The organism is Sellimonas catena (assembly GCF_027924685.1).
GTDB lineage: Bacteria > Bacillota > Clostridia > Lachnospirales > Lachnospiraceae > Sellimonas > Sellimonas catena.
In genome coordinates, this window is the sequence record NZ_BSBO01000027.1 from 12746 (window position 1) to 32991 (window position 20246).

General features: G+C 45.4%; 22 protein-coding genes and 1 pseudogene. 18 read left to right on the top strand and 5 right to left on the bottom strand.

The window, feature by feature from the left end:
* Nucleotides 1–10 precede the first annotated feature (10 nt).
* Both Selli1_RS12650 and Selli1_RS12655 read left to right on the top strand, forming a co-directional pair.
* Nucleotides 11–406 carry a methylglyoxal synthase gene (locus Selli1_RS12650; protein ID WP_087169359.1) on the top strand — a complete coding sequence of 132 codons (396 nt, stop codon included), beginning with the start codon at nt 11–13 and terminating at the stop codon, nt 404–406.
* 39 nt (nt 407–445) lie between these two features.
* Nucleotides 446–1537 (top strand): D-alanyl-D-alanine carboxypeptidase family protein, encoded by a 1092-nt coding sequence (locus Selli1_RS12655; RefSeq protein WP_281844977.1) that lies wholly within the window; start codon nt 446–448, stop codon nt 1535–1537.
* On the opposite strand, the gene Selli1_RS12660 is transcribed toward Selli1_RS12655, so the two are convergent.
* Entirely contained in the window at nt 1534–1740 is a 207-nt protein-coding gene (locus tag Selli1_RS12660) for a DUF378 domain-containing protein (protein ID WP_087169360.1), read from the bottom strand. The genes Selli1_RS12655 and Selli1_RS12660 overlap by 4 nt on opposite strands.
* Before the next feature lie 84 nt (nt 1741–1824).
* Between Selli1_RS12660 and mnmL the strand changes: the two genes are divergently transcribed.
* From mnmL to Selli1_RS12700, 8 genes are all read left to right on the top strand, one after another.
* Entirely contained in the window at nt 1825–2769 is a 945-nt protein-coding gene (mnmL, locus tag Selli1_RS12665) for a tRNA modification radical SAM protein MnmL/YtqA (RefSeq protein WP_087252088.1), read from the top strand.
* A 12-nt stretch (nt 2770–2781) separates the two neighbouring features.
* Complete coding sequence (locus tag Selli1_RS12670) at nt 2782–4167, top strand: biotin/lipoyl attachment domain-containing protein (protein WP_281844976.1); 1386 nt, start codon at nt 2782–2784, stop codon at nt 4165–4167.
* A gap of 25 nt (nt 4168–4192) precedes the next feature.
* Complete coding sequence (locus Selli1_RS12675; RefSeq protein WP_087252087.1) at nt 4193–4924, top strand: YggS family pyridoxal phosphate-dependent enzyme; 732 nt, start codon at nt 4193–4195, stop codon at nt 4922–4924.
* A 14-nt stretch (nt 4925–4938) separates the two neighbouring features.
* Complete coding sequence (locus Selli1_RS12680) at nt 4939–5493, top strand: cell division protein SepF (protein WP_087251932.1); 555 nt, start codon at nt 4939–4941, stop codon at nt 5491–5493.
* A gap of 17 nt (nt 5494–5510) precedes the next feature.
* Nucleotides 5511–6266, top strand: coding sequence for a YlmH/Sll1252 family protein (locus Selli1_RS12685; protein ID WP_087169363.1), 756 nt, complete (start codon nt 5511–5513; stop codon nt 6264–6266).
* Between the two features lie 22 nt (nt 6267–6288).
* Nucleotides 6289–6819, top strand: coding sequence for a signal peptidase II (gene lspA, locus Selli1_RS12690; RefSeq protein ID WP_087169364.1), 531 nt, complete (start codon nt 6289–6291; stop codon nt 6817–6819).
* Nucleotides 6809–7732: an RluA family pseudouridine synthase gene (locus Selli1_RS12695; protein WP_087252086.1), complete on the top strand. Its 924-nt coding sequence runs from the start codon at nt 6809–6811 to the stop codon at nt 7730–7732. The genes lspA and Selli1_RS12695 overlap by 11 nt, the downstream gene beginning before the upstream one ends.
* Before the next feature lie 94 nt (nt 7733–7826).
* Nucleotides 7827–8471 (top strand): cytidylate kinase-like family protein, encoded by a 645-nt coding sequence (locus Selli1_RS12700; RefSeq protein ID WP_087169365.1) that lies wholly within the window; start codon nt 7827–7829, stop codon nt 8469–8471.
* Here the strand turns inward: Selli1_RS12700 and Selli1_RS12705 are convergent.
* Nucleotides 8468–9217, bottom strand: coding sequence for a tRNA 2-thiocytidine biosynthesis TtcA family protein (locus Selli1_RS12705; RefSeq protein WP_087169366.1), 750 nt, complete (start codon nt 9215–9217; stop codon nt 8468–8470). The two genes, Selli1_RS12700 and Selli1_RS12705, sit on opposite strands and share 4 nt — an antisense overlap.
* Nucleotides 9218–9348: 131 nt before the next feature.
* On the opposite strand from Selli1_RS12705, the gene dtd reads away from it, so the two are divergent.
* A complete protein-coding gene (dtd, locus tag Selli1_RS12710) occupies nt 9349–9795 on the top strand; it encodes a D-aminoacyl-tRNA deacylase (protein ID WP_118637346.1) in 447 nt (148 codons plus the stop codon).
* Nucleotides 9796–9819: 24 nt separating this feature from the next.
* Here the strand turns inward: dtd and Selli1_RS12715 are convergent, their stop codons facing one another.
* Nucleotides 9820–10485 carry a YkgJ family cysteine cluster protein gene (locus Selli1_RS12715; protein WP_281873153.1) on the bottom strand — a complete coding sequence of 222 codons (666 nt, stop codon included), beginning with the start codon at nt 10483–10485 and terminating at the stop codon, nt 9820–9822.
* 84 nt (nt 10486–10569) lie between these two features.
* Here Selli1_RS12715 and Selli1_RS12720 point away from each other — a divergent pair, with 84 nt between their 5' ends.
* On the top strand, nt 10570–11130 hold the full coding sequence (locus tag Selli1_RS12720; protein WP_281844972.1) for a CDP-alcohol phosphatidyltransferase family protein: 561 nt from the start codon (nt 10570–10572) through the stop codon (nt 11128–11130).
* A 12-nt stretch (nt 11131–11142) separates the two neighbouring features.
* Here Selli1_RS12720 and Selli1_RS12725 read toward each other — a convergent pair whose 3' ends face one another.
* Complete coding sequence (locus Selli1_RS12725; RefSeq protein ID WP_330677581.1) at nt 11143–12417, bottom strand: DUF1576 domain-containing protein; 1275 nt, start codon at nt 12415–12417, stop codon at nt 11143–11145.
* Nucleotides 12418–12627: 210 nt separating this feature from the next.
* On the opposite strand from Selli1_RS12725, the gene Selli1_RS12730 reads away from it, so the two are divergent.
* The 6 genes and pseudogenes from Selli1_RS12730 (at nt 12628) to Selli1_RS12755 (ending at nt 17885) form a co-directional block, all read left to right on the top strand.
* Complete coding sequence (locus Selli1_RS12730; RefSeq protein ID WP_281844971.1) at nt 12628–13020, top strand: site-specific integrase; 393 nt, start codon at nt 12628–12630, stop codon at nt 13018–13020.
* Complete coding sequence (locus tag Selli1_RS12735) at nt 13017–13586, top strand: VanZ family protein (protein WP_330677582.1); 570 nt, start codon at nt 13017–13019, stop codon at nt 13584–13586. The genes Selli1_RS12730 and Selli1_RS12735 overlap by 4 nt, the downstream gene beginning before the upstream one ends.
* 161 nt (nt 13587–13747) lie before the next feature.
* Nucleotides 13748–15442 carry an AAA family ATPase gene (locus Selli1_RS12740; RefSeq protein ID WP_281873154.1) on the top strand — a complete coding sequence of 565 codons (1695 nt, stop codon included), beginning with the start codon at nt 13748–13750 and terminating at the stop codon, nt 15440–15442.
* A 31-nt stretch (nt 15443–15473) separates the two neighbouring features.
* A pseudogene (locus Selli1_RS12745) lies at nt 15474–16403 on the top strand (AAA family ATPase); the annotation flags it as partial.
* A gap of 140 nt (nt 16404–16543) precedes the next feature.
* Nucleotides 16544–16966 (top strand): IS200/IS605 family transposase, encoded by a 423-nt coding sequence (tnpA, locus tag Selli1_RS12750; RefSeq protein WP_204864827.1) that lies wholly within the window; start codon nt 16544–16546, stop codon nt 16964–16966.
* 121 nt (nt 16967–17087) lie between these two features.
* Nucleotides 17088–17885 carry a PD-(D/E)XK nuclease domain-containing protein gene (locus tag Selli1_RS12755; protein ID WP_281873155.1) on the top strand — a complete coding sequence of 266 codons (798 nt, stop codon included), beginning with the start codon at nt 17088–17090 and terminating at the stop codon, nt 17883–17885.
* 111 nt (nt 17886–17996) lie between these two features.
* Here Selli1_RS12755 and Selli1_RS12760 read toward each other — a convergent pair whose 3' ends face one another.
* Entirely contained in the window at nt 17997–20045 is a 2049-nt protein-coding gene (locus Selli1_RS12760) for a penicillin-binding transpeptidase domain-containing protein (RefSeq protein WP_281844968.1), read from the bottom strand.
* Nucleotides 20046–20246 lie beyond the last annotated feature (201 nt).

A 20246-nucleotide genomic window follows, 5' to 3' on the forward strand; every position in this document is an offset into this window, starting at 1 on the left:
AGTGAGAAACATGAATATTGGGCTCATTGCACACGACTCAAAAAAGACACTGATGCAGAATTTCTGTATTGCTTATAGAGGGATTCTAAGCAGAAATGAACTGTATGCAACCGGAACGACAGGACGTCTGATCGAGGAAGTTACAAATCTGAATGTACACAAATATCTGGCAGGACCTCTTGGCGGGAAGCAGCAGCTGGGATCCCAGATCGCGCAGAATGGGATCGACGCCCTGATTTTCCTGCGGGATCCGTCGAATCCGAAGCCGCATGAGCCGGATGTCAATGATGTGATCCGTCTGTGCGACACATACAACATTCCGGTCGCGACCAATCTTGCAACGGCGGAGCTTATCATTCTGGCCATCGACAGAGGAGATCTCGACTGGAGAGAAATGTATAAGTAGTATAACACAGCAGTATAAATGCTATGAAGGGGTTCATGTATGAGTAGTTACAGGGAAGAGGAAGCACAAAAAAGAAGAGAACGGATTGAGAAAAACAGACAGAAACGCAGCCGCAGACACGGGAATAAGAAGAATCAGAAAAAGAACCATAGGAGACAGATCGCAGCAGGGATCTGTCTGGTGCTGATTGCGGCGGCGGGCGGCGGAGTGTATGCGGTCTCCATGCAGCATGCGCAGAAGAACGCAGAGATGGTATCCTATGAAAAGGAGAATTACAGCGGTTCGGTATTTTCTACAGATGGGCTTGCTGCAACCAATCTGTGTGTGGCTTCCGAAAATACAGATGAGATTCAGTACAGCGGCACGACAAATGTGCATGCTGCCGGACTGTTTGACTTAAACGGAGCAAATGTGCTCTATTCCAATCAGATCCATGACCGGCTGTATCCGGCCAGCACGACGAAGATTCTCACAGCACTTCTTGCGCTGGAAAAAGGGAATCTTTCTGATGTCGTGACAGTCGGAGAGAATGCGGCAGCATCCAGTTTTCCGGTGGACGCGTCTTTGTGCGGACTTCAGGAAGGAGACCAGCTGACGCTTGGCGATCTGCTTTACGGACTGCTGCTTTCTTCAGGAAACGATGCTGCGACAGCGATCGCAGAACATATTTCCGGGTCGGAAGAAGCTTTTGTGGAAGAAATGAATGCCCGCGCGAAGGAGCTGATGGCGGTTAACACGCATTTCACCAATCCGCACGGACTGCATGATGATAATCATTATACAACAGCATACGATCTGTATCTGATTTTCAATACCTGTATTCAAAATGAGGAATTCATGAAAGTCATCGAGGCGGAAAGCTATACTGCTTCCATCAAAGAAGCGGACGGAAGTGTCCGCACAGAAGAGTGGAAGCCGACCAACTATTATGCGAGAGGCATTGTAAATGCTCCGGACGGAGTTACTGTAGTGGGCGGCAAGACCGGCACGACCGGAGAAGCAGGATACTGCCTGATCCTTCTGGACCGGAATTCGGCAGATCATCCATACATCTCCATCGTGATGGGTGCCGGATCGAGAGATATCCTTTATCAGAATATGAATGCGCTTCTGGAAGGCACGCAGAATTAATCTTCGGAAAAGCCACGTATCCGTCCAAACAGGCTGATCAGATATAGGCCGCAGAGACCTACCAGCGCATAGATGATACGGGACAGCATGGACAGGTTTCCGAAGAGCCAGGCGACCAGATCAAAGCGGAATACGCCGATCAGCAGCCAGTTCAGGGCGCCTACGATTACCAGTGTCAGTGCAATGTTATCAAACCATTTCATATATGATAATCCTCCTTTATGAATTCTTTCCTTATTATTACCGGAAAACAGAAGAATATACAGGAGAAGAAAAGGACAGTGACGATGGAAGAGCAGTTATACAGATCATACAGTCAGTATCTGAAAGACAAGTATCACGCAAAAGTATATAAACTTCCGGTCAATCTTCCCGGGACATGCCCGAACAGAGAGGGCGGCAGCGGCTGCACGTTCTGTTCGGAAAAAGGCACCGGGTTTGAGGCCATGGAAGGGGCTGTGCCGGTTGCGGTGCAGCTCGAAAAGACAAAAGAATATATTCAAAGACGATATCACGCAGAGAAGTTTATTGCATATTTTCAGAATTATACAAATACATACTTTCCGTTTGAGACGTTCTGCTCCTATATCAGGGAAGCGGAAAAGGTGAAAGATATCGTTGAAGTATCGATTTCCACCAGGCCGGACTGTATCAGCAGCCGTTACCTGGCTTTTTTGCATGAGTGGATGCAGGAGACGGGAATTGCGGTCACGATCGAACTGGGACTTCAGACAGTCAACTACCATTCCCTTGCAAAAGTCAGACGGGGACACGGCCTTGCGGAATATATCGATGCGGTACAGCGGATCAGACAGTATCCGTTTGATATCTGTACCCATGTGATTTTAAATCTTCCGTGGGATACCGGGGAGGATGCGGCGGAAACAGCGAAAATTCTGTCGGTGCTTGGTAATGATATCGTCAAGATTCATTCTCTCTATCTGGCAAAAGGGACAGAGCTTGCAGGGCAGTATGAAAACGGGGAGTTTCAGATCTGCACCCTGGAAGAGTATCTGGAGCGCCTGATTCTGTTTATCCGGCTGCTGGATCCGGATATGGTGATCGAACGGTTTTTCAGCAGAATTCCGGAGAAGGATGCCGTGTTCTGCAACTGGAATACAAGCTGGTGGAAGCTGAAAGACATGCTGCTGGATGAGATGAAGAAGCGGAATGTACGGCAGGGGGATCTCTATTGTTACCGGAATGGACCAAGGCTTAAGAAATGGAATTAGGAGGAAGATGATTTGGCAGTCAGAAAGAAAACTACGGATATCAGGTCATACCGCAGAAAATGGAATATCAATATCGGAGTCATTCTGTTTGCCGTTATCCTGATCTATGTGATTGTAGAGTTGGTGGTTTCGGTTACCAACCGGCCGACGACATACTACGAAGTAGGGCAGGGATCGATTATTAAGAATGTATCCTATACAGGATTTGCAGTCCGGACAGAGCAGACCGTGGAGGCGCCGAAAAGCGGCTATCTGAATTTCTGTCAGCCCGAGGAATCCAAGATTTCAGCAGGTCAGAGTGTCTGTGCTGTTTCCGATAAGAAACTGGATTTAAGCAACAGGGAGGAAGAGACAGGAGAAACACAGCTTACAGAGGATGAGCAGAGACAGCTTCTGTCTTCGGTCCGCACATTTGCGAACAACTACAGGGAGGCATCTTTTTCCGAGACGTACTCCTTGAAAAGTACGATACAGAATCTGCTTGACCGGAAAACAGACCAGACCAGAACTTCCAGAATGACGGCGGCTCTTGAAGAGCAGGAAGAAGGAAGCTATCAGAACTGTACAAGTGAGACGGATGGAATTCTTGTCTATGAGGTAGACGGTTATGAGGGCATGACAACCGACCAGGTCACAGACAAGAATTTTGATAAAAGCAGCTATACCAGGACGGAGGTGCATGAGAACCGGAAAGTCAGTGAAGGGGACAGCATGTACAAGATTGTGACAGGAGAAGAATGGTATCTGGTTGTAAGAATGGATGCGGATACGGCAGAGTCTCTGCTGGACCGCAGCAGTGTCAACATCCGTTTTCTAAAAGATGATGAAGAAATGATTGCGGGCCTTCAGATGGAAAAAAAGGACAAGGACACCTATTACGCATACCTGACACTGGACAGTTCGATGATCCGCTACGCATCCGACCGTTATCTGGACATTGAGATTCTCATTGAAAACGCACAGGGACTCAAAATTCCAAAATCCGCGGTTGTGGAAAAGGACTGCTATGAGGTTCCGACAGAATATATTGTGAGCAACGGCGAGACAGATGAGCAGGGCGTGCTTGTCTATAATGACGGGGAAACAAGTTTCCGGGCGGCGGATGTCTACTATACAGATACAGAAAAAAATATGGCATGCATCGAAGCGGAAAATCTGCCAAAGGGCACAGTGATCCAGATGCAGGATTCCAATAATACAAGAACGCTGTCTGAGACAGTCAGCCAGGCAGGGGTCTATGAAGCCGGAAGCGGTTATGCTGTCTTTACCTCCATTGATATCGCGGCTGAAAATGAGGACTACTATATTACCGGAAACGGAAGCAGCAATCAGCTGTCCAACTATGACAGAATTGTCCTGAACGCGGAATCGGTACAGGATGATGAGATTCTTGTATAGCAAAAGCAGAAAGGAAGTAGAAGAGATGGAAACATGTTATGAGCCTGGAGTTGTTACAGAAAATCTCGGGATTGTAGAGGAAAAAATACAAAATGCCTGCAAAAGAAGCGGACGTAAAAGAGAAGATGTTACACTGATCGCGGTCAGCAAAACGAAACCGGCTGCCATGATCCGGGAGGCATACGATGCGGGAATCCGTGTGTTCGGGGAAAACAAAGTACAGGAACTGACGGAAAAATACGAAGAACTTCCGTCCGATATCCGGTGGCACATGATCGGACATCTGCAGAGAAATAAAGTCAAATATATCGTTGACAAAGCCGAGTTGATTCATTCGGTGGATTCCCTCAGACTGCTGGAGACCATTGACCGGGAAGCGGCGAAAAAGCAGGTCACAGCGAAGGTCCTTCTGGAGGTCAATATGGCAAAAGAGGACACAAAATTCGGTCTCATGCCGGAAGATGTCATGGGGTTTATCGATAAAGTTCCGGAGTTCAAAAATGTTACTGTAGAGGGCCTGATGACGATTGCGCCGAATACAGATGACCCGGAGAAAAATCGACAATTTTTTTCTGCGCTTCGGAAATTATCTGTTGACATTGCAGACAAAAACATTGATAATATCCATATGGGCGTACTTTCTATGGGTATGACCAATGATTATGAAGTAGCGATTGAAGAAGGTGCCACAATGGTCCGTGTCGGTACAGGAATCTTTGGTAAAAGAAATTATGCTTTAGATAAGAACACAAGATGATAGGAGTGTAAAAAATGGGTGTATTAGACAAGTTTTTGAATATCATGAAATTAAGTGATGACGACGACGATTATGAGAACGATGATTTCTTTGATGAAGATGACTTAGAGGACTACGAAGAGAAACCGAAAAGAAAACTGTTTGGAAGAGATAAGACGAATGAAGAGACAGAAAATTTCTCTGCAGAAGAAGAGGAAGACTACGAATCCAGACAGACATCTTCTCAGAACAGCAAAGTGACACCTATGAGACGTTCAGGCCGCAGACCGCAGGCTACAGGCATGGAAGTATGTGTGATCAAGCCGAGCTCTGTGGATGACGCAAGAGAGATTACAGAGACACTTTTGAGCGGACGTACTGTAATTCTGAATCTGGAAGGCCTTGATCTTGAGATTGCGCAGCGTATCATTGATTTTACATCAGGCGCGACATTTGCCATTGACGGAAACCTTCAGAAGATTTCCAGTTTCATCTTCCTGCTGACTCCTACAAACGTAGGTATTTCCGGAGATCTTCAGGATCTTCTGAACACATCTTTTGATGTGTCTTCTATCAGCAAAAGATACTAAGAAACCGGTTTCAGAGAATGGAAAGAGAAGAATTAATATTTCAGAAAAGACTGATTGACCTATCCCGCACTGCCTACCAGCGCGGGATTGTGATGTTCAGTGACTTTCTGAATCTGAATGAACTGAATATTCTGCATACGCTGTCAAAGGAGGAGCTGTACTCCGGATACGAGACTTTTGGCGGCTATGCGGCAGCGGAGCGTCAGATGGTTGCTTTTCTACCTGATGCTCTTTGTTATGAGTTTTTTTATCCGTTTTCCATCCTTCGTATCCGCCCGCTGAATCCGAAGTTTTCGGAGGAACTGTCTCACCGGGACTATCTTGGAGCAATTCTGAATCTTGGAATTGAAAGATGCAAGATCGGTGACATTCTCGTGGAAGACCGGGAGGCGGTTGTATTTGTATCGGAAAACATGGCGGACTTTCTTGCGGAAAATCTGACCAGAATCCGTCACACATCTGTAATGGCACAGATTGAGGCACAGCAGGAGTTTCAGTACGAGCCGTCCTTTGAAGAAATACGGGGGACAGTTGCGTCTGTAAGACTGGACAGTCTTCTGGCACTTGCATTTTCTTCCTCGAGAAGCAGACTTTCCGGACTGATTGAAGGGAAAAAGGTGTTTGTAAACGGCAGGCTGATTGTGAGCAACGGGTACCGCCTGAAGGAAGGAGACATTATCTCGGTGCGGGGAATGGGGAAATTCCGTTACGAGGGCGTGCTTTCCGAGACGCGGAAGGGAAGATCCTATGTTGAAGTCCGAAAATATACTTGATTGATGATCACAGGAGAGAGATATGAATAAGAAAAATGGACTGAAAAATTATGTCATGGCAGTGATTCTTGTCATCGTGGCGGTACTGATTGACCAGTATACCAAATATCTGGCAGTCACGCATCTGAAGGACGGTCCTGCCTTTGTCCTGATTGACAACGTGTTTGAACTGAACTATCTGGAAAACAGAGGTGCCGCGTTTGGTCTTCTGCAGAACCGGCAGATCTTTTTCGTGTGCGTTGCCATTCTGATTTTTGCTTTTATTCTTTACTGTTACGTGCGGATTCCGAAGACCGGCCGGTATCTGCCGCTGAGACTTTGCGGAATTTTCATTGTGGCAGGCGCGGCCGGGAATCTGATTGACCGGATTCGTCTTGGATATGTGGTAGACTTCTTCTATTTCCGTCTGATTGACTTTCCGGTATTTAACGTGGCAGATATTTATGTGACGGTATCATTTGCGGTACTGCTTATCCTGATCTTTTTCCGGTACAAGGAGGAGGAGCTGGAGTTTCTTGGAAGAAAGAAAGGAACAGGCACAGATGGAAAATAAAGTGTTGCAGGCGGAGGAATTTGTCGGAGAACGGATCGACAAATTCCTTTCGTGCAGATTGGAGGAAGTATCACGCTCTTATATTCAGAAGCTGATCAAAGAGGGCCATGTGAGTGTAAACGGAAAGCCTGTAAAGGCAAACTATAAACTGGGGGCAGGCGATGAAATCTCGGTGGAGATCCCGGAAGCGAAGGAGCCGGATATCCTTCCGGAAGACATCCCGCTTGATATTCTTTATGAGGATCAGGATATTCTGGTCGTCAACAAACCGAAAGGGATGGTTGTCCACCCGGCGGCGGGGCATTACAGCGGGACGCTTGTCAATGCACTGATGTATCATTGCAAAGACAGCCTTTCGGGGATCAATGGCGTGATGCGTCCGGGAATTGTACACCGGATCGATATGGATACGACAGGCTCCCTTCTGGTATGCAAAAATGATGAGGCCCACCGGATTCTTGCGGAGCAGCTGAAAGAGCATACGATCCGCAGGGAATACCATGCGATTGTATACGGGAATATCAAAGAAGACACCGGAACCGTGGACGCGCCGATCGGGCGTCACCCGACAGACCGGAAAAAGATGAGCATCAACCATAAAAATGGAAAACAGGCTGTGACCCATTATGAGGTGTTGGAGCGTTTTGGAAATTTCACCTACATCCGCTGCCGTCTCGAGACGGGGCGTACCCACCAGATTCGTGTCCATATGGCATCGCTTCATCATCCGCTTCTCGGGGATGAAGTGTACGGACCGTCCTCCAGACCTCCTTTTCCAGGGCTGAAAGGGCAGGTGCTGCATGCGAAGATTCTGGGAATTTATCATCCGGCAACGGGAGAATACATGGAATTCGATGCCCCTCTTCCACAATATTTTGTTGATTTATTGCAAAAACTAAGAAGAAAAAGTTAAATTTTTGGTAAAGTTATATACATTTTGCTCAATTTGATATATAATAGTCCTATCGATAGCTTGACAGCTGACTGGTTAAAGGAGCGTGATGTATATGTCAAAAACAAATACAATTATTACAATCGGGAGAGAGTTTGGCAGCGGTGGACACGAGATCGGCGAGCGCCTTTCCGAGAAGCTGGAGATCCCATTTTATGATAAAGAAATGCTGGATCGTGCATCCAAAGACAGTGGAATTGCAGAGGAACTTTTAAAGGCACACGATGAGAAGCCGACAAGCAGTTTTCTCTATTCTCTCGTAATGGATACCTATTCACTCGGATATAAATCAGGGAGCTACTCTGACATGCCGATCAACCATAAGATATTCCTCGCACAGTTTGACGCGATTAAAAAGCTTGCCGAAGAAGGACCTTGCATTTTGATCGGAAGATGTGCGGACTATGCGCTGGAGGATTACCGGAATGTCCTGTCTGTCTTTATCCATGCGGACACAGTAAAGAGGGCCAAACGAATCAGCCGGATGTATGACATGACAGAGGCGAAAGCGAAGGAAATGATTATCAAGACGGACAAAAAGCGCGGCAGCTACTATAACTATTACACTAACAAGAAATGGTCGGCGGTTCAGAGCTATGATGTCTGCCTTGACAGCGGAAAGCTTGGCATCGACGGATGTGTTGATGCGATCATAGAGATCGTAAAAATCAAAGAAGCAACGAAAAAAGCAGTTCTTTAAGAACTGCTTTTTACTTCCTCTCTTGTCAGCCGTACCGGCCAGCCTTCAATATTTCCATTTATAATTGCGGTAAACATGCGCTGCTTTGCACCCGGATGGTCAAGCTCCAGCTGGTGAATCAGATCTTTGGCATACTGCCGTTTTGTCAGCCCGTCCACCGGACAGCGGCTCTTTTCGACAGGAAGCTCATATTTTCTCTGAAATCCGATGACATCCGCTTCATTGACATACATCATTGGACGGATAACAGTCAGATCCATACGGTCCAGATAGGATTTCGGAGAGAAAGAGTGGAACCGGCCCTCAAAAATCAGAGAAAGAATCATCGTCTCGACAATATCATCCTTATGATGGGCATAGGCAACCTTGTTGCAGCCCAGTTTCTTCACTGCTTCATTGAGCGCGCCTTTGCGCATCTTGGCGCAGAGCGAACATGGATTGCTTTCCTTGCGTTCCTCAAACAGAATCCTTGCAATATCCGTTTTTACTACATGGTATGGCACATCCAGCTCTTGGCAGAGTGCCTCAATCTTCTCTGTATGAAACTTCTCATAGCCAAGGTCCACCGTGATGGCAATCAGGTCAAACGGCTTCGGATAAAAACGCCGCAGACCGGCGAGCGCGTAGAGAAGTGTCAGACTGTCCTTGCCTCCGGAAATTCCGACAGCAATCTTGTCTCCTGCTTCGATCATCTGGTATTCGTCCACAGCTTTCCGTGTAAAGCTGAGCAGTTGCTGTAATTTCATGTCTCATCCTCATTTCCAAATTTCATCATACTGTATCAATATATCTTATTTATTGCGGAAATACAAGGTATTTCTTGCAGAACAGACAAAAAAACGGTAAGATAGATAGGAGAAAATAAGGAGTGAAAAAGATGAAATTTGTAATTCAAAGAGTTCTTGAGAGCTCGGTAACCGTTGATGGAGAAACCATCGGAAGTATTGGAAAGGGATTTATGGTCCTGATCGGTGTCGGAAAGGAAGACACAAAAGAGACCGCGGACAAGATGGTAAAAAAGCTGATCGGAATGCGGATCTTTGAAGATGAAAATGGCAAGACGAACCTGTCCCTGGCGGATGTGGGAGGAAGTCTGCTTTTGATTTCCCAGTTCACCCTGTATGCCAACTGCAAGAAAGGAAACCGGCCAAGCTTTATCGAGTCCGGAGATCCAAAAGCGGCAGAGGAGCTGTACGAATATATCATTGAGTCCTGCAAGGCTCAGGTACCGGTCGTAGAAAGAGGGAGATTCGGTGCAGATATGAAAGTCTCCCTCATCAATGACGGACCGTTTACGATCGTTCTGGATTCCAGAGAACTGTAAAAGACCTGAAGGCATAAGCTGGTCTTATGCCAGGTGAAAGAGCTTCTTACAAGTCTCGTACCGCTCCTGGAACGCTTCATAAAAGCCTTCTTCCGGGTACGGGGTCAGGTAGAAGTTCTGGAGCACATACATGGATACCTGTTTCTGATAGGATTCATCTCCTGCCCGCTCGATATGAGCCTGCAGATCCATCAGAAGGTAGTGCCAGCTGCACACATAGTCTTCATAGCGAGGCAGATCCGGGATGTCAAGCCACTTTTTGATCCGGATTTTGGAACGGTGGGTCTTTTTACACTCTTTCGTCTGAAGAAAGTAGGAAAAAGAACCATCCTCATACAGTCTTCCAAGAGGAAAGAGCCGGCAGAAGCCGGGACGGAATGCGTGAATCCGGCATCGGCCCTCCCCGGACAGAAACGGGCAGCAGTCCCGTTTTCCGGTCATCTTCAGATGCGGGAGAATGATGCCGTCCACAACGGAAAGATCAACAGCGCGAAGGAGAAGCTCCTCCGGCTTCAGGCCGGTACCACGGTACAGCTGGTCCATGTCATAAGGGTCAAGGATGATGGAATCTCCCATTCCCTGACAGCAGTCCGAGCATCCGCGGCATCCGCCGCAGTCGGCACGTACCAGATCATTGGAAGTATAGAGGTTCCCGTCAGAGATTTCATTTAGATCAATATTTCGCAGCATAAAATGCCTCCTTGTTGCCTGTCGTTGTTTTATCACTATTTTAAACAAAGAAGAGGGGGCCTGTCAAACCAGAATGGAGGGAACATGAAGCATTTTTCAAAAAAAGAACTGTTATCAATACCAAATTGCATGGGATATTTCCGGATTCTTCTGATCCCGGTATTTTGTATTGTATACTTACGTGCAGATTCCATTCAGGAGGAATATCAGGCGGCGGCGATTCTTCTGATCTCCACCATCACCGATTTCCTGGACGGGAAAGTCGCAAGACATTTCAATATGATCACCGAATTCGGGAAATTTCTGGATCCTGTGGCGGATAAACTGACCCATGCGGCAGTGGCTGTCTGTCTCGCATTCCGTTACCCCCTGATGCGTTACCTGATCCTTCTGATGATCATAAAGGAGGGATTTATGGCTGTGATGGGAGCATGGAATCTGAAACACGGGCAGAAGCTAAACGGGGCAAAATGGTTTGGAAAAGTATGTACAGCCACCTTGTTTTTACTGCTTCTGGCACTGGTGGTATTTCCGGGAATTCCCAAAAAGACAGCGGATTTCTTTATTCTCGCTGAGATGGTGATCATGTTTCTGACGCTCATCCTATACATACCGGAATTTCAAAAAATGCATAAGGAATGGTAAGCAAGGCGGCCTCTAAAGAGAGAGGTCGCCTTTTGCGCGCGCTCTTCTGGAGCGGATGGAACGGATCACCGGAACCATGAAAATTGCTACAATTCCTCCGGCAAATCCATTATTATACAAATTCATACTATCATAAAGAATTCCAACATTTAATGCTACAGAAGACTGAAGAAATCCGGCAAGGAGACCGGCTACAATCCCGAATTCCCCGGCGATCGGGGCAAGAGTCGTAGAAAACAGAAGAGCAAGCATCGGTGACGGATCGTTGATATTCCACTCTTTTGTTACGCTGGCCAAAATAACGCCGATCATGATCGGGGCAATATTAAAGAGGTGCTTCCCGGTGGCGGAAAATCCGACGATCGTGAAAATACCGCCGATGGTCGGACCATTGAGATCTCCGCCCAAAATCAGCACAAGAAACATGGCGAAAAATCCGTTGATTCCCATATTGAGAAGAACAGGCGCTTTCCCTTCCTGTTTCAGATAATCAGTTCCTGAGATTCCGCTGCATTTAAGGATCTTTTTATAGGAAGCAAACAGCTGCTTCCGGTCCAAAAGAAAGGCAGATAAAATCATGATCAGGAACAGTGCCCCCAAAATGATGGAAAACTCCAGATTACTTCCTGTATGCCAGATCAGCCGGGATTCTGCTTCAATTCCAAAGGATTTGAATAAAGAGATGATGACTGTCGCAATGATACCGGAAGAAAAACCGACGTTATACAAAGAGTAACCTTGATGAGCATAGTGAACATGGGTAGACAATGGAGGCAGAACAAAACCAATGCTGATACCGATAGCAAAGCTTAAAAAGATCCGGACAGGCAATGATAATCCTTCGAACTGCATAACCTGGGTAATAATCGGGGAAAGGCTCGTTCCGTACAGACCGACATAAAGATAATTCCGGATGGAAGTCTTGTGATAGTGAGCATACAAATAGACACCCAGGAGAATCGTCCAGATGTTGACGACATTTTTTCCAAACAAAGAAAAGCCAAAGATCAGGCAGCAGGAGGTGATGGTATGACCGTCGATTTCCATATGCAGAAGATAAAGAACAAGAAGTAAAAGCAGCGTAATCAGGCCGGCATTCAGAAAAGCAGCCCCAATGCCTCCAATCACAAAATAGTCTGTAATCAGAAAGTCGGGCTCACGGATAATCGAATACAGACCGGAAAGAATTTCCGAAGGTGGCTGCATAAATAGTCCCACAATGATAAAATAGGCGGGAAAAACTGCCAGCAGAAGATAACTCTGGCGGCGCGAAAGCGTTTTTTTCATGTAGAGCATCCTTTCTTCGATGTAATTATTAACTTTATTATATCGAAAATCAGCCATATGGTAAAGAAAAATAAAAAAAATGCAAAAAGACTGAACCAAAACAGAGATAGATTCAGTCTTTTTTTATATACAGCAAAATTTACAAAGGCAGGATTAGTGGAAGGCAGAGCTGAAGATACTAAAGAGAAAACACAAAAGGAAGGAATACTTATGGAAGGGAAACGTATTACGCAAAAGTCATTGAAAGAGTATGAAATCTTCCTGATCCAGGAAGAAAAAAGCCGGGCTACCGTTGAGAAGTATATGAGAGAGCTTCAGATTTTATCCGCTTTTCTTGGCGGCGCAAAAGTCTCAAAACAGAAAATCCTCGAATACCGGGAGAGGCTGATTCAATCCTACCAGCCAAAGACCGTAAACGCGAAGCTCTCTGCGGTCAATTCCTATCTGGAATTTACAGGCTGTCAAACCTGCACGGTAAAGCTCCTGAAGATTCAGAGACAGGCATTTATCGATGAAGAAAGAGAACTCTCCGAGCAGGAGTACAGACGTCTGCTGATGGCAGCAAGGAACCGGCCGAACCTGCGGCACTTCAAACAATTTTGACCAACATTCTCAAAGCCATATATGAGCCTTTTGGCTTTGCAGTTCTTCTTGCCATATTTTTTATGTTTTTCTATCTGTTCGCTAAGGCGACCAGCTGGAAACGGGCGGTGAAGATCTGGCTGGAAATGTTTCGGAAGTCATCCGAATTCCGAAAGATGTTCCTGTTTGCTTTTTATGTGGCGCTGATGCTCTTCCGGACGCTGTTGAACAGAAGTATCTGGAGCAACCCGTTATCCAATGTGATGGGAGGATGGGGACTGAACGGAGATGATGGTAAGCTGAGCACAGAGGCAGTTGAGAATGTCTTTCTTTTTATTCCGTACATCCTGCTTCTGTTCTGGACGTTCTCTCATAAACTATGGAAAACCAGAAAAGTGACATGGATGCTGGCATCCGCTCTGGGAATCGGTTTTGGGACCTCCCTTGGAATTGAATTTCTACAGCTGCTTCTCTGCCTGGGGACCTTCCAGCTTTCCGATCTGTTTTACAATACGCTGGGAGGAATTTTTGGCGGTATGATCTATGTGACAGCAATGAAGGTCAAGGAAGCGTGGAAGGTAAGATAAGGATACTCCCAACCTTGACCGCTTTCCATCTTCATGATAAAGTAAAGCATAACAGGTGAATGATGTCCTTTTAAAATCTGGCTGGGCAGCTGCCCTTTCCAGACAGAAAAGAGGACATCCTATTGTTTATGTCACTGGCATCGGAAAGGAGAATGGGGAGGATGAGAAAGAAACTTCCTATCGGCATCGATGGATTTGAAAAAATCAGAAGTAATGATTTTTATTATATTGATAAGACAATGTTCATTAAAGAACTTTTGCAAAATTGGGGCGAAGTGAATTTATTTACCCGTCCCAGACGTTTTGGTAAATCTTTGAATATCAGTATGTTGAAATCTTTTTTTGAGATTGGAAATGATCCAACTTTATTTGAAGGACTGAAGATCGCAGAGGAAAGGGAACTATGCGAAAAATATATGGGGAAGTTCCCGGTGATTTCTATCAGCCTGAAAAGTGTGGACGGCTTGAATTTTCAAACAGCGTTGGCAGCACTAAAGACAGTAATTGGAAATGAAGCCAAAGGTTTTCGTTTTTTACTTGAAAGTCCGTTTTTGGATGAGAAAGATAGAATTTCGTATGAACGGCTCATTAATGTAGACAGTCAAAGTGAAGCGAGTTATGCTATGTCAAATGCTACATTGATCGACAGTTTGAATACACTTTCCAGGTTGTTGAAGCAACATTACGGTCAGAATGTCATTCTGCTGATCGATGAGTATGATGTTCCACTGGATAAAGCGTTTCAGTCCGGATATTATGATGAGATGGTAAATCTCATCCGTAATCTGCTTGGCAATGCGCTGAAGACGAATGACAGTCTGTATTTTGCGGTGCTTACAGGGTGTCTCAGAATCTCCAAAGAAAGTATTTTTACCGGACTGAACAACCTGAAAATACATACGATATCCGATGTCCGGTATGATGAATACTTTGGTTTTACGGATGCAGATGTAGATGAAATCTTGCGCTTTTATGGCTTGACATCGTATAAAGATGTGATACGGGAATGGTACGACGGATATCGTTTCGGCAAAGTGGATGTATACTGCCCGTGGGATGTGATTAATTATTGTGATGTTTTGCTGGCGGATCCGGAAGCCGAACCTGAGAATTATTGGGCGAACACAAGTGGGAATGATCTTGTCCGCCGTTTACTGGTAAGATCGGATCAGACCACACGGGATGAAATAGAGCAGTTGATTGGCGGGGGTACGATTGCGAAAACACTCCGGCAGGAACTGACTTGCCGGGATGTGGAGGACTCGATTGATAATGTCTGGAGTGTTCTGTATTCCACTGGATATCTGACCCTGAAAGAACGCCTGAATGGAAAGCAGGTGAAACTGGCGCTTCCGAACCGGGAAGTAAGGGAATTGTTTATTGATCTGGTAAAGGAATGGTTTCAGGAAACAACCCTTGCGGATTCTGCGAGGATTCATCGATTCTGCGCGGCATTCCCGGCTGAAGATGTATCCACAATTCAGGACATGCTCCATGATTATTTATGGGATTCGATCAGCGTGCGTGATACAGCAGTGCGAATGAATAGGAAAGAGAACTTTTATCATGGAATGGTATTGGGACTGTTGCAAAGCCAGGGAAGCTGGAGGGTTCAGTCCAATGATGAGACCGGGACAGGATACAGTGATATTTCTATCAGCACTCGGGAGCGGACGGGGATTGTGATCGAAATAAAATATGCAAATGATGGTAATTTAGACGGGGCTTGTGCGGAAGCATTAAAGCAGATTGAAGACAGAAACTATGCAGAAGGTCTCCGGCGTCGGGGAATGAAGAAGATCATTAAGTATGGAATGGCATTTTACAAAAAGGAATGTATGGTTGTAAAGGCCTGATTGTAATGCTGGGAGAAAGGCTGGTCAGCAGATGAGTAATGTGAATAAGAAAAAACTGCCGGTAGGAATCGAAAGTTTTGAAAAGATCCGTACACAGGATTTTTATTATGTAGATAAAACGGTAATGATTCGGGATTTGATTCAAAGATGGGGCGAAGTGAATCTGTTTACGCGTCCAAGACGTTTTGGAAAGTCGCTGAATATGAGCATGTTAAAAGCTTTTTTTGAAATCGGCGGTAATCGGGCGCTGTTTGATGGTTTGAAGATTTCGGAGGAGAAAGAGATCTGTGAAGAGTATATGGGAAAGTTTCCTGTGATTTCTATCAGTCTGAAGGATGTGGAAGGATCCGACTATGATGTTGCACGTACACTTTTATGTTCTGTGATTGGAAATGAAGCACTTCGGTTTTATGAACTTCTTAAATCCAGTCCAAAACTGAATGAAGTGGAACGTCGGCAGTATGAACAGCTAGTCTGTACAGACCATGAACAGAGGGGCAGTTTCGCAATGTCGGATTCAGTATTGATGGGAAGTTTAAAGACCCTTTCTTCACTTTTGGAGAAACACTATGAGAAAAAAGTGATCCTTCTGATTGATGAGTATGATGTTCCGCTGTCAAAAGCCAACGAGCAGGGATATTATAATGAAATGGTGTTTTTGATGAGAAATCTGCTTCAGCAGGTTTTGAAAACGAACTCCAGCCTCTATTTTGCAGTGCTGACAGGTTGCCTGCGCGTGGCAAAGGAGAGTATTTTTACTGGACTAAATAATTTCAAGATTTATTCTATTACAGACGTTCGGTTTGATGAATATTTTGGGTTTACGGACAGTGAAGTAAAGGAAATGCTGGCATATTATGGACAGGAAGCGAAAGTTCAGACTGTCCGGGAGTGGTATGATGGCTATCATTTTGGAACGTTGGATGTCTACTGCCCGTGGGACGTCATCAGTTATTGTGATGATTGAATAATTCGCAAACCCCCATCTGAGATGGGGGAATAGGCGAAGCCGTAGCGTTACATAAGGTACCATAGGAAAAACCTCCTATGTTATAATGTTGTGGGTTCGCAGCCATAACGTCAGACATAGGAGGTATCCAAATGGACAATACAAGTATACAACATACGAGATGGAATTGCACCTACCATATTGTGTTTATTCCAAAATACAGAAGAAAAATAATGTATGGAGCAAATAAAAAAGATTTAGTGGAAATCATTCCCAAATTATGTGAAATGAAAGGAATTAGTCTCATAGAAGGGAAAGTGTGCAAAGACCATGTGCATATGTATGTAGCAATTCCACCAAAATTATGTGTTTCCGAAGTTGTAGCATATTTAAAGGGAAAGAGTGCATTAATGTTTTTCGACAGACATCCGGAACTCAGACCTAAATATGCAGATCGACATTTCTGGGCAAGAGGATATTACGTTGCTACAATCGGCAATGTAAATGAAGAAACAATACGCCAATATATAAAGGAACAAGAGGAAAACGATAAACTGGAAGATGGAATGAAATAAAAGAGCCTTCCATGGGAGGCTGCCAGTAGCAAGGTGTCTGCGAACCCGCTTTAGCGGATACCAGTACTATACCCTGGAGGGGTTAAAATTAAACCCCCATTTGAAATGGGGGTTGCTAACTTTGATAGATGATAAAGACGCTGCGCCAAAAAATTACTGGATCAATACGAGCGGAAATGACGTGGTACGTCACTTCATTGAAAAGATGGGAAATGGAGTGATGAAAGGTGAAATGGAAGCGCTGATTGATGGGAAGGAAGTAGAGAAAGAAATTCATGAGGATTTGACGTATCATGAGATTTATGATTCTGTGAATCACTTATGGAGTATGCTTTTTATGACCGGGTATCTGACCAGACAAGAGCCTGCAGATGGTGATCGATATAAGCTGGTAATTCCAAATCTGGAGATTAGAAGTATCTTCATCAGACAGATTATGGCGATGTTTAAGAAAGAAGTTTCAAAGGACGGGAAACTTCTGGAATCTTTCTGCAATGCATTGGAGCAGGGGAATGCTGCCGAAGTAGAGAAGCTCTTTAGTTCTTATTTAAAGAAATCCATCAGCACTCGGGATACGTTTGTACAAAAGACATTGAAAGAAAACTTTTACCACGGCATCCTTCTTGGAATACTGGGGTATAAAGATGGCTGGATTTTGAAATCCAATAAGGAATCCGGAAATGGATACAGCGATATCTGGATTTACGATGAAGAAAAGGAACTTGGCATAATTATAGAAGTCAAATATGCAGAGGAAAGTCAGTTTGAAGTCGTCTGCCGGGAAGCCATTGCTCAAATCGATAAAAACAGATATGCGGAAGAATTACGGGAAGAGGGCTGCCACTCGATTCTGAAGTACGGCATTGCCTGTTATAAAAAGCGTTGTCAGGTTACTGTAGTAAAAGAAAAAGTAGAATAATAAGACAAGGGGCCGTCAGGAAATAGACGGTTCTAAACAGGGGAAGGTTTGACTCGCATGAGTCACACCTTCCCCTGAAATTTCAAAATCATCATTTCCCCGCTTCATCCATCATGATCCCAGATACTCATCCAACACAGCATCGTCCTTCTCTACAACATACGTACTTCCGCCTTTATCTTCTACATGTTCCACCATGCTGACAAGCAGTACTGGTTTGGTTGCGTTCGGGTCGGTGGTGAAGACGCTGAACCAGCCGATTTCCTGACCGGTAGTTCCCTGCTCGGATTTGAGCTCCGCAGTTCCGGTTTTTCCTGCTAGTTCCGTATCGTTGCGGTGTGCCGCATAGCCGGAGCCGGCCCGGTTGTTGACTACGGATTTCAGATCTTCTGTGAGAATGGATGTATTCTCCTGAGAGATCGCGTTTTCAATCCAAACGGTAGCGGACGGATTGTCTTTGTAAATCAGGTAAGGCTGAATCATGCTTCCGTTATTGGAAAAGGCCGTATACATGACAGCCAGATGAAGCGGATTGGCCAGTACCTGTCCCTGTCCGTAACCGCTGTCGGCAAGCTGAATCTCCTCGGTGATGGAGCCGTCGTTGTCGTACTGGGACTGGGACATCTTGATCTCAAACGGAACAACCTGATTGAAACCGAATTTGTCCAGACCGGCGGTAAACTTGTCTGCTCCGAGATTCAGAGCCGCTTTTGCAAAGAAAATGTTATCTGAGTAAATCAGTGCATTTTCCAGAGTACCCGGTGAATAGTCCTGCAGAGTAGTGACATAGTAGCTGCCCCAGCTGGAGTCTTTCTGCCAGCTTGTGCCATTGCTTCCATAATCCTGATTCGGATCGATTGTTCCTTCTGCCAGACCGATGGCTGCTGTAAACGGCTTCAACGTGGAGCCCGGAGCGAAGGTCTGACGGAAGCGGTTGTAAAGAGGCTGGCTTTCGTCATTGTTCAGCGTATCCCACTGATCGGTAGTAAGACCGAGAATGAACTGGTTTGTGTCGTAGGATGGTGTACTTACAAGGGCAAGCACCTCGCCGGTGTACGGGTTCATAGCGACGGAGCATCCTTCATCTTCCTGGAACTGTTCGTACAGAGACTGCTGCAGTGTAATATCAATGGTCAGCCGGATATCCTCACCATCTGTCTTTTCCTGATAGGCGAGAACAGACTTCTGTTCCCCGTTTTCATCTTCGATGACTATGGTATAACCGCTTTGTCCGCGGAGTTCGTCCTCGTACAGAGATTCCAGCCCGCTTTTTCCGATGACGCTGTCAGAAGAGTATCCTTCGTCCGGATGTTCTTCCAGATCTTCGGCAGTGACGCTGGACACGTATCCGATCAGATGTGCGGCGGCTTCTCCGTAAGGGTAGTTTCTGACTTCTACAGTAGAGAGCATCACGCCGGAAACTTCAAGCAGCTGTCTTCGCAGGTCGGCGTCGGAAGCGGAGATGGTTGTCAGCGGCACGAAAGAGTCATCTGTCACCCAGCCCTGTGAGAGTTCGGATTCGATGGCGTCACTGGTCATCCCGAGAAGTTCTGCCAGTGTCTCAACGTCCGCAGAATGATCTTCATTCATCTCTCCAGGAACAAGACCGACGGAATAGGCGGTGCCGGTACCTGCAAGTACGACATTGTTTCTGTCAAGGATCTGGCCTCGTGCGGCCTCATCGGTGTAGATTCTGACTTTATCCGTCGAAGTCAGCTCTGGAAAGATCACGCTGTCATCCCAGACAAGGACGGTTTCTTTTTCACTGTCAGTTGTAAAGCGAGCGGTATTATCATAAGAAATTTCGCCTGCGAGCGTTGTCAAAGTAACCGAATAGGAAACACTGTCCTTTTCTTCGGATTTGATCTCTACTTTGACATCGGAACAGCCGATTCCTTCGTAAATGTTCTGGTTCCTTGAAATGAAATCATCTTTGGAGACATCCCCGGCATCTACAAGATTGTACATCTTTTCATAATCCTGTGAAGTGATATAGGAAAAATAATTCTTCAGAATATCGGAAGGATTCTCTCCTGTACCGCGCAGACGGAAGAAAAGAAATACTCCTGCTGCGATTATGACAATGACTGCCACAATCAGGATCACGGGAAGAACCATGGATTTCTTCCGGGAAGAAGAACGTCTTCTTTTTCGACTCATAAAATGCAATTCCCTCCTTATAAATATAGAATGCAAAAGTATCATATTCTTATTTCATTATATCGGATTTCTATTTGCTTTTCAGCAACTTTAGGAAAAAATAAGAAAAAGTGACAGGACATACTTTTTTCAAAATTTCATCACATGATCACCACAATGAGACATTATAGTAATAGATGTAAAAAGGAAACAAGGATAAAA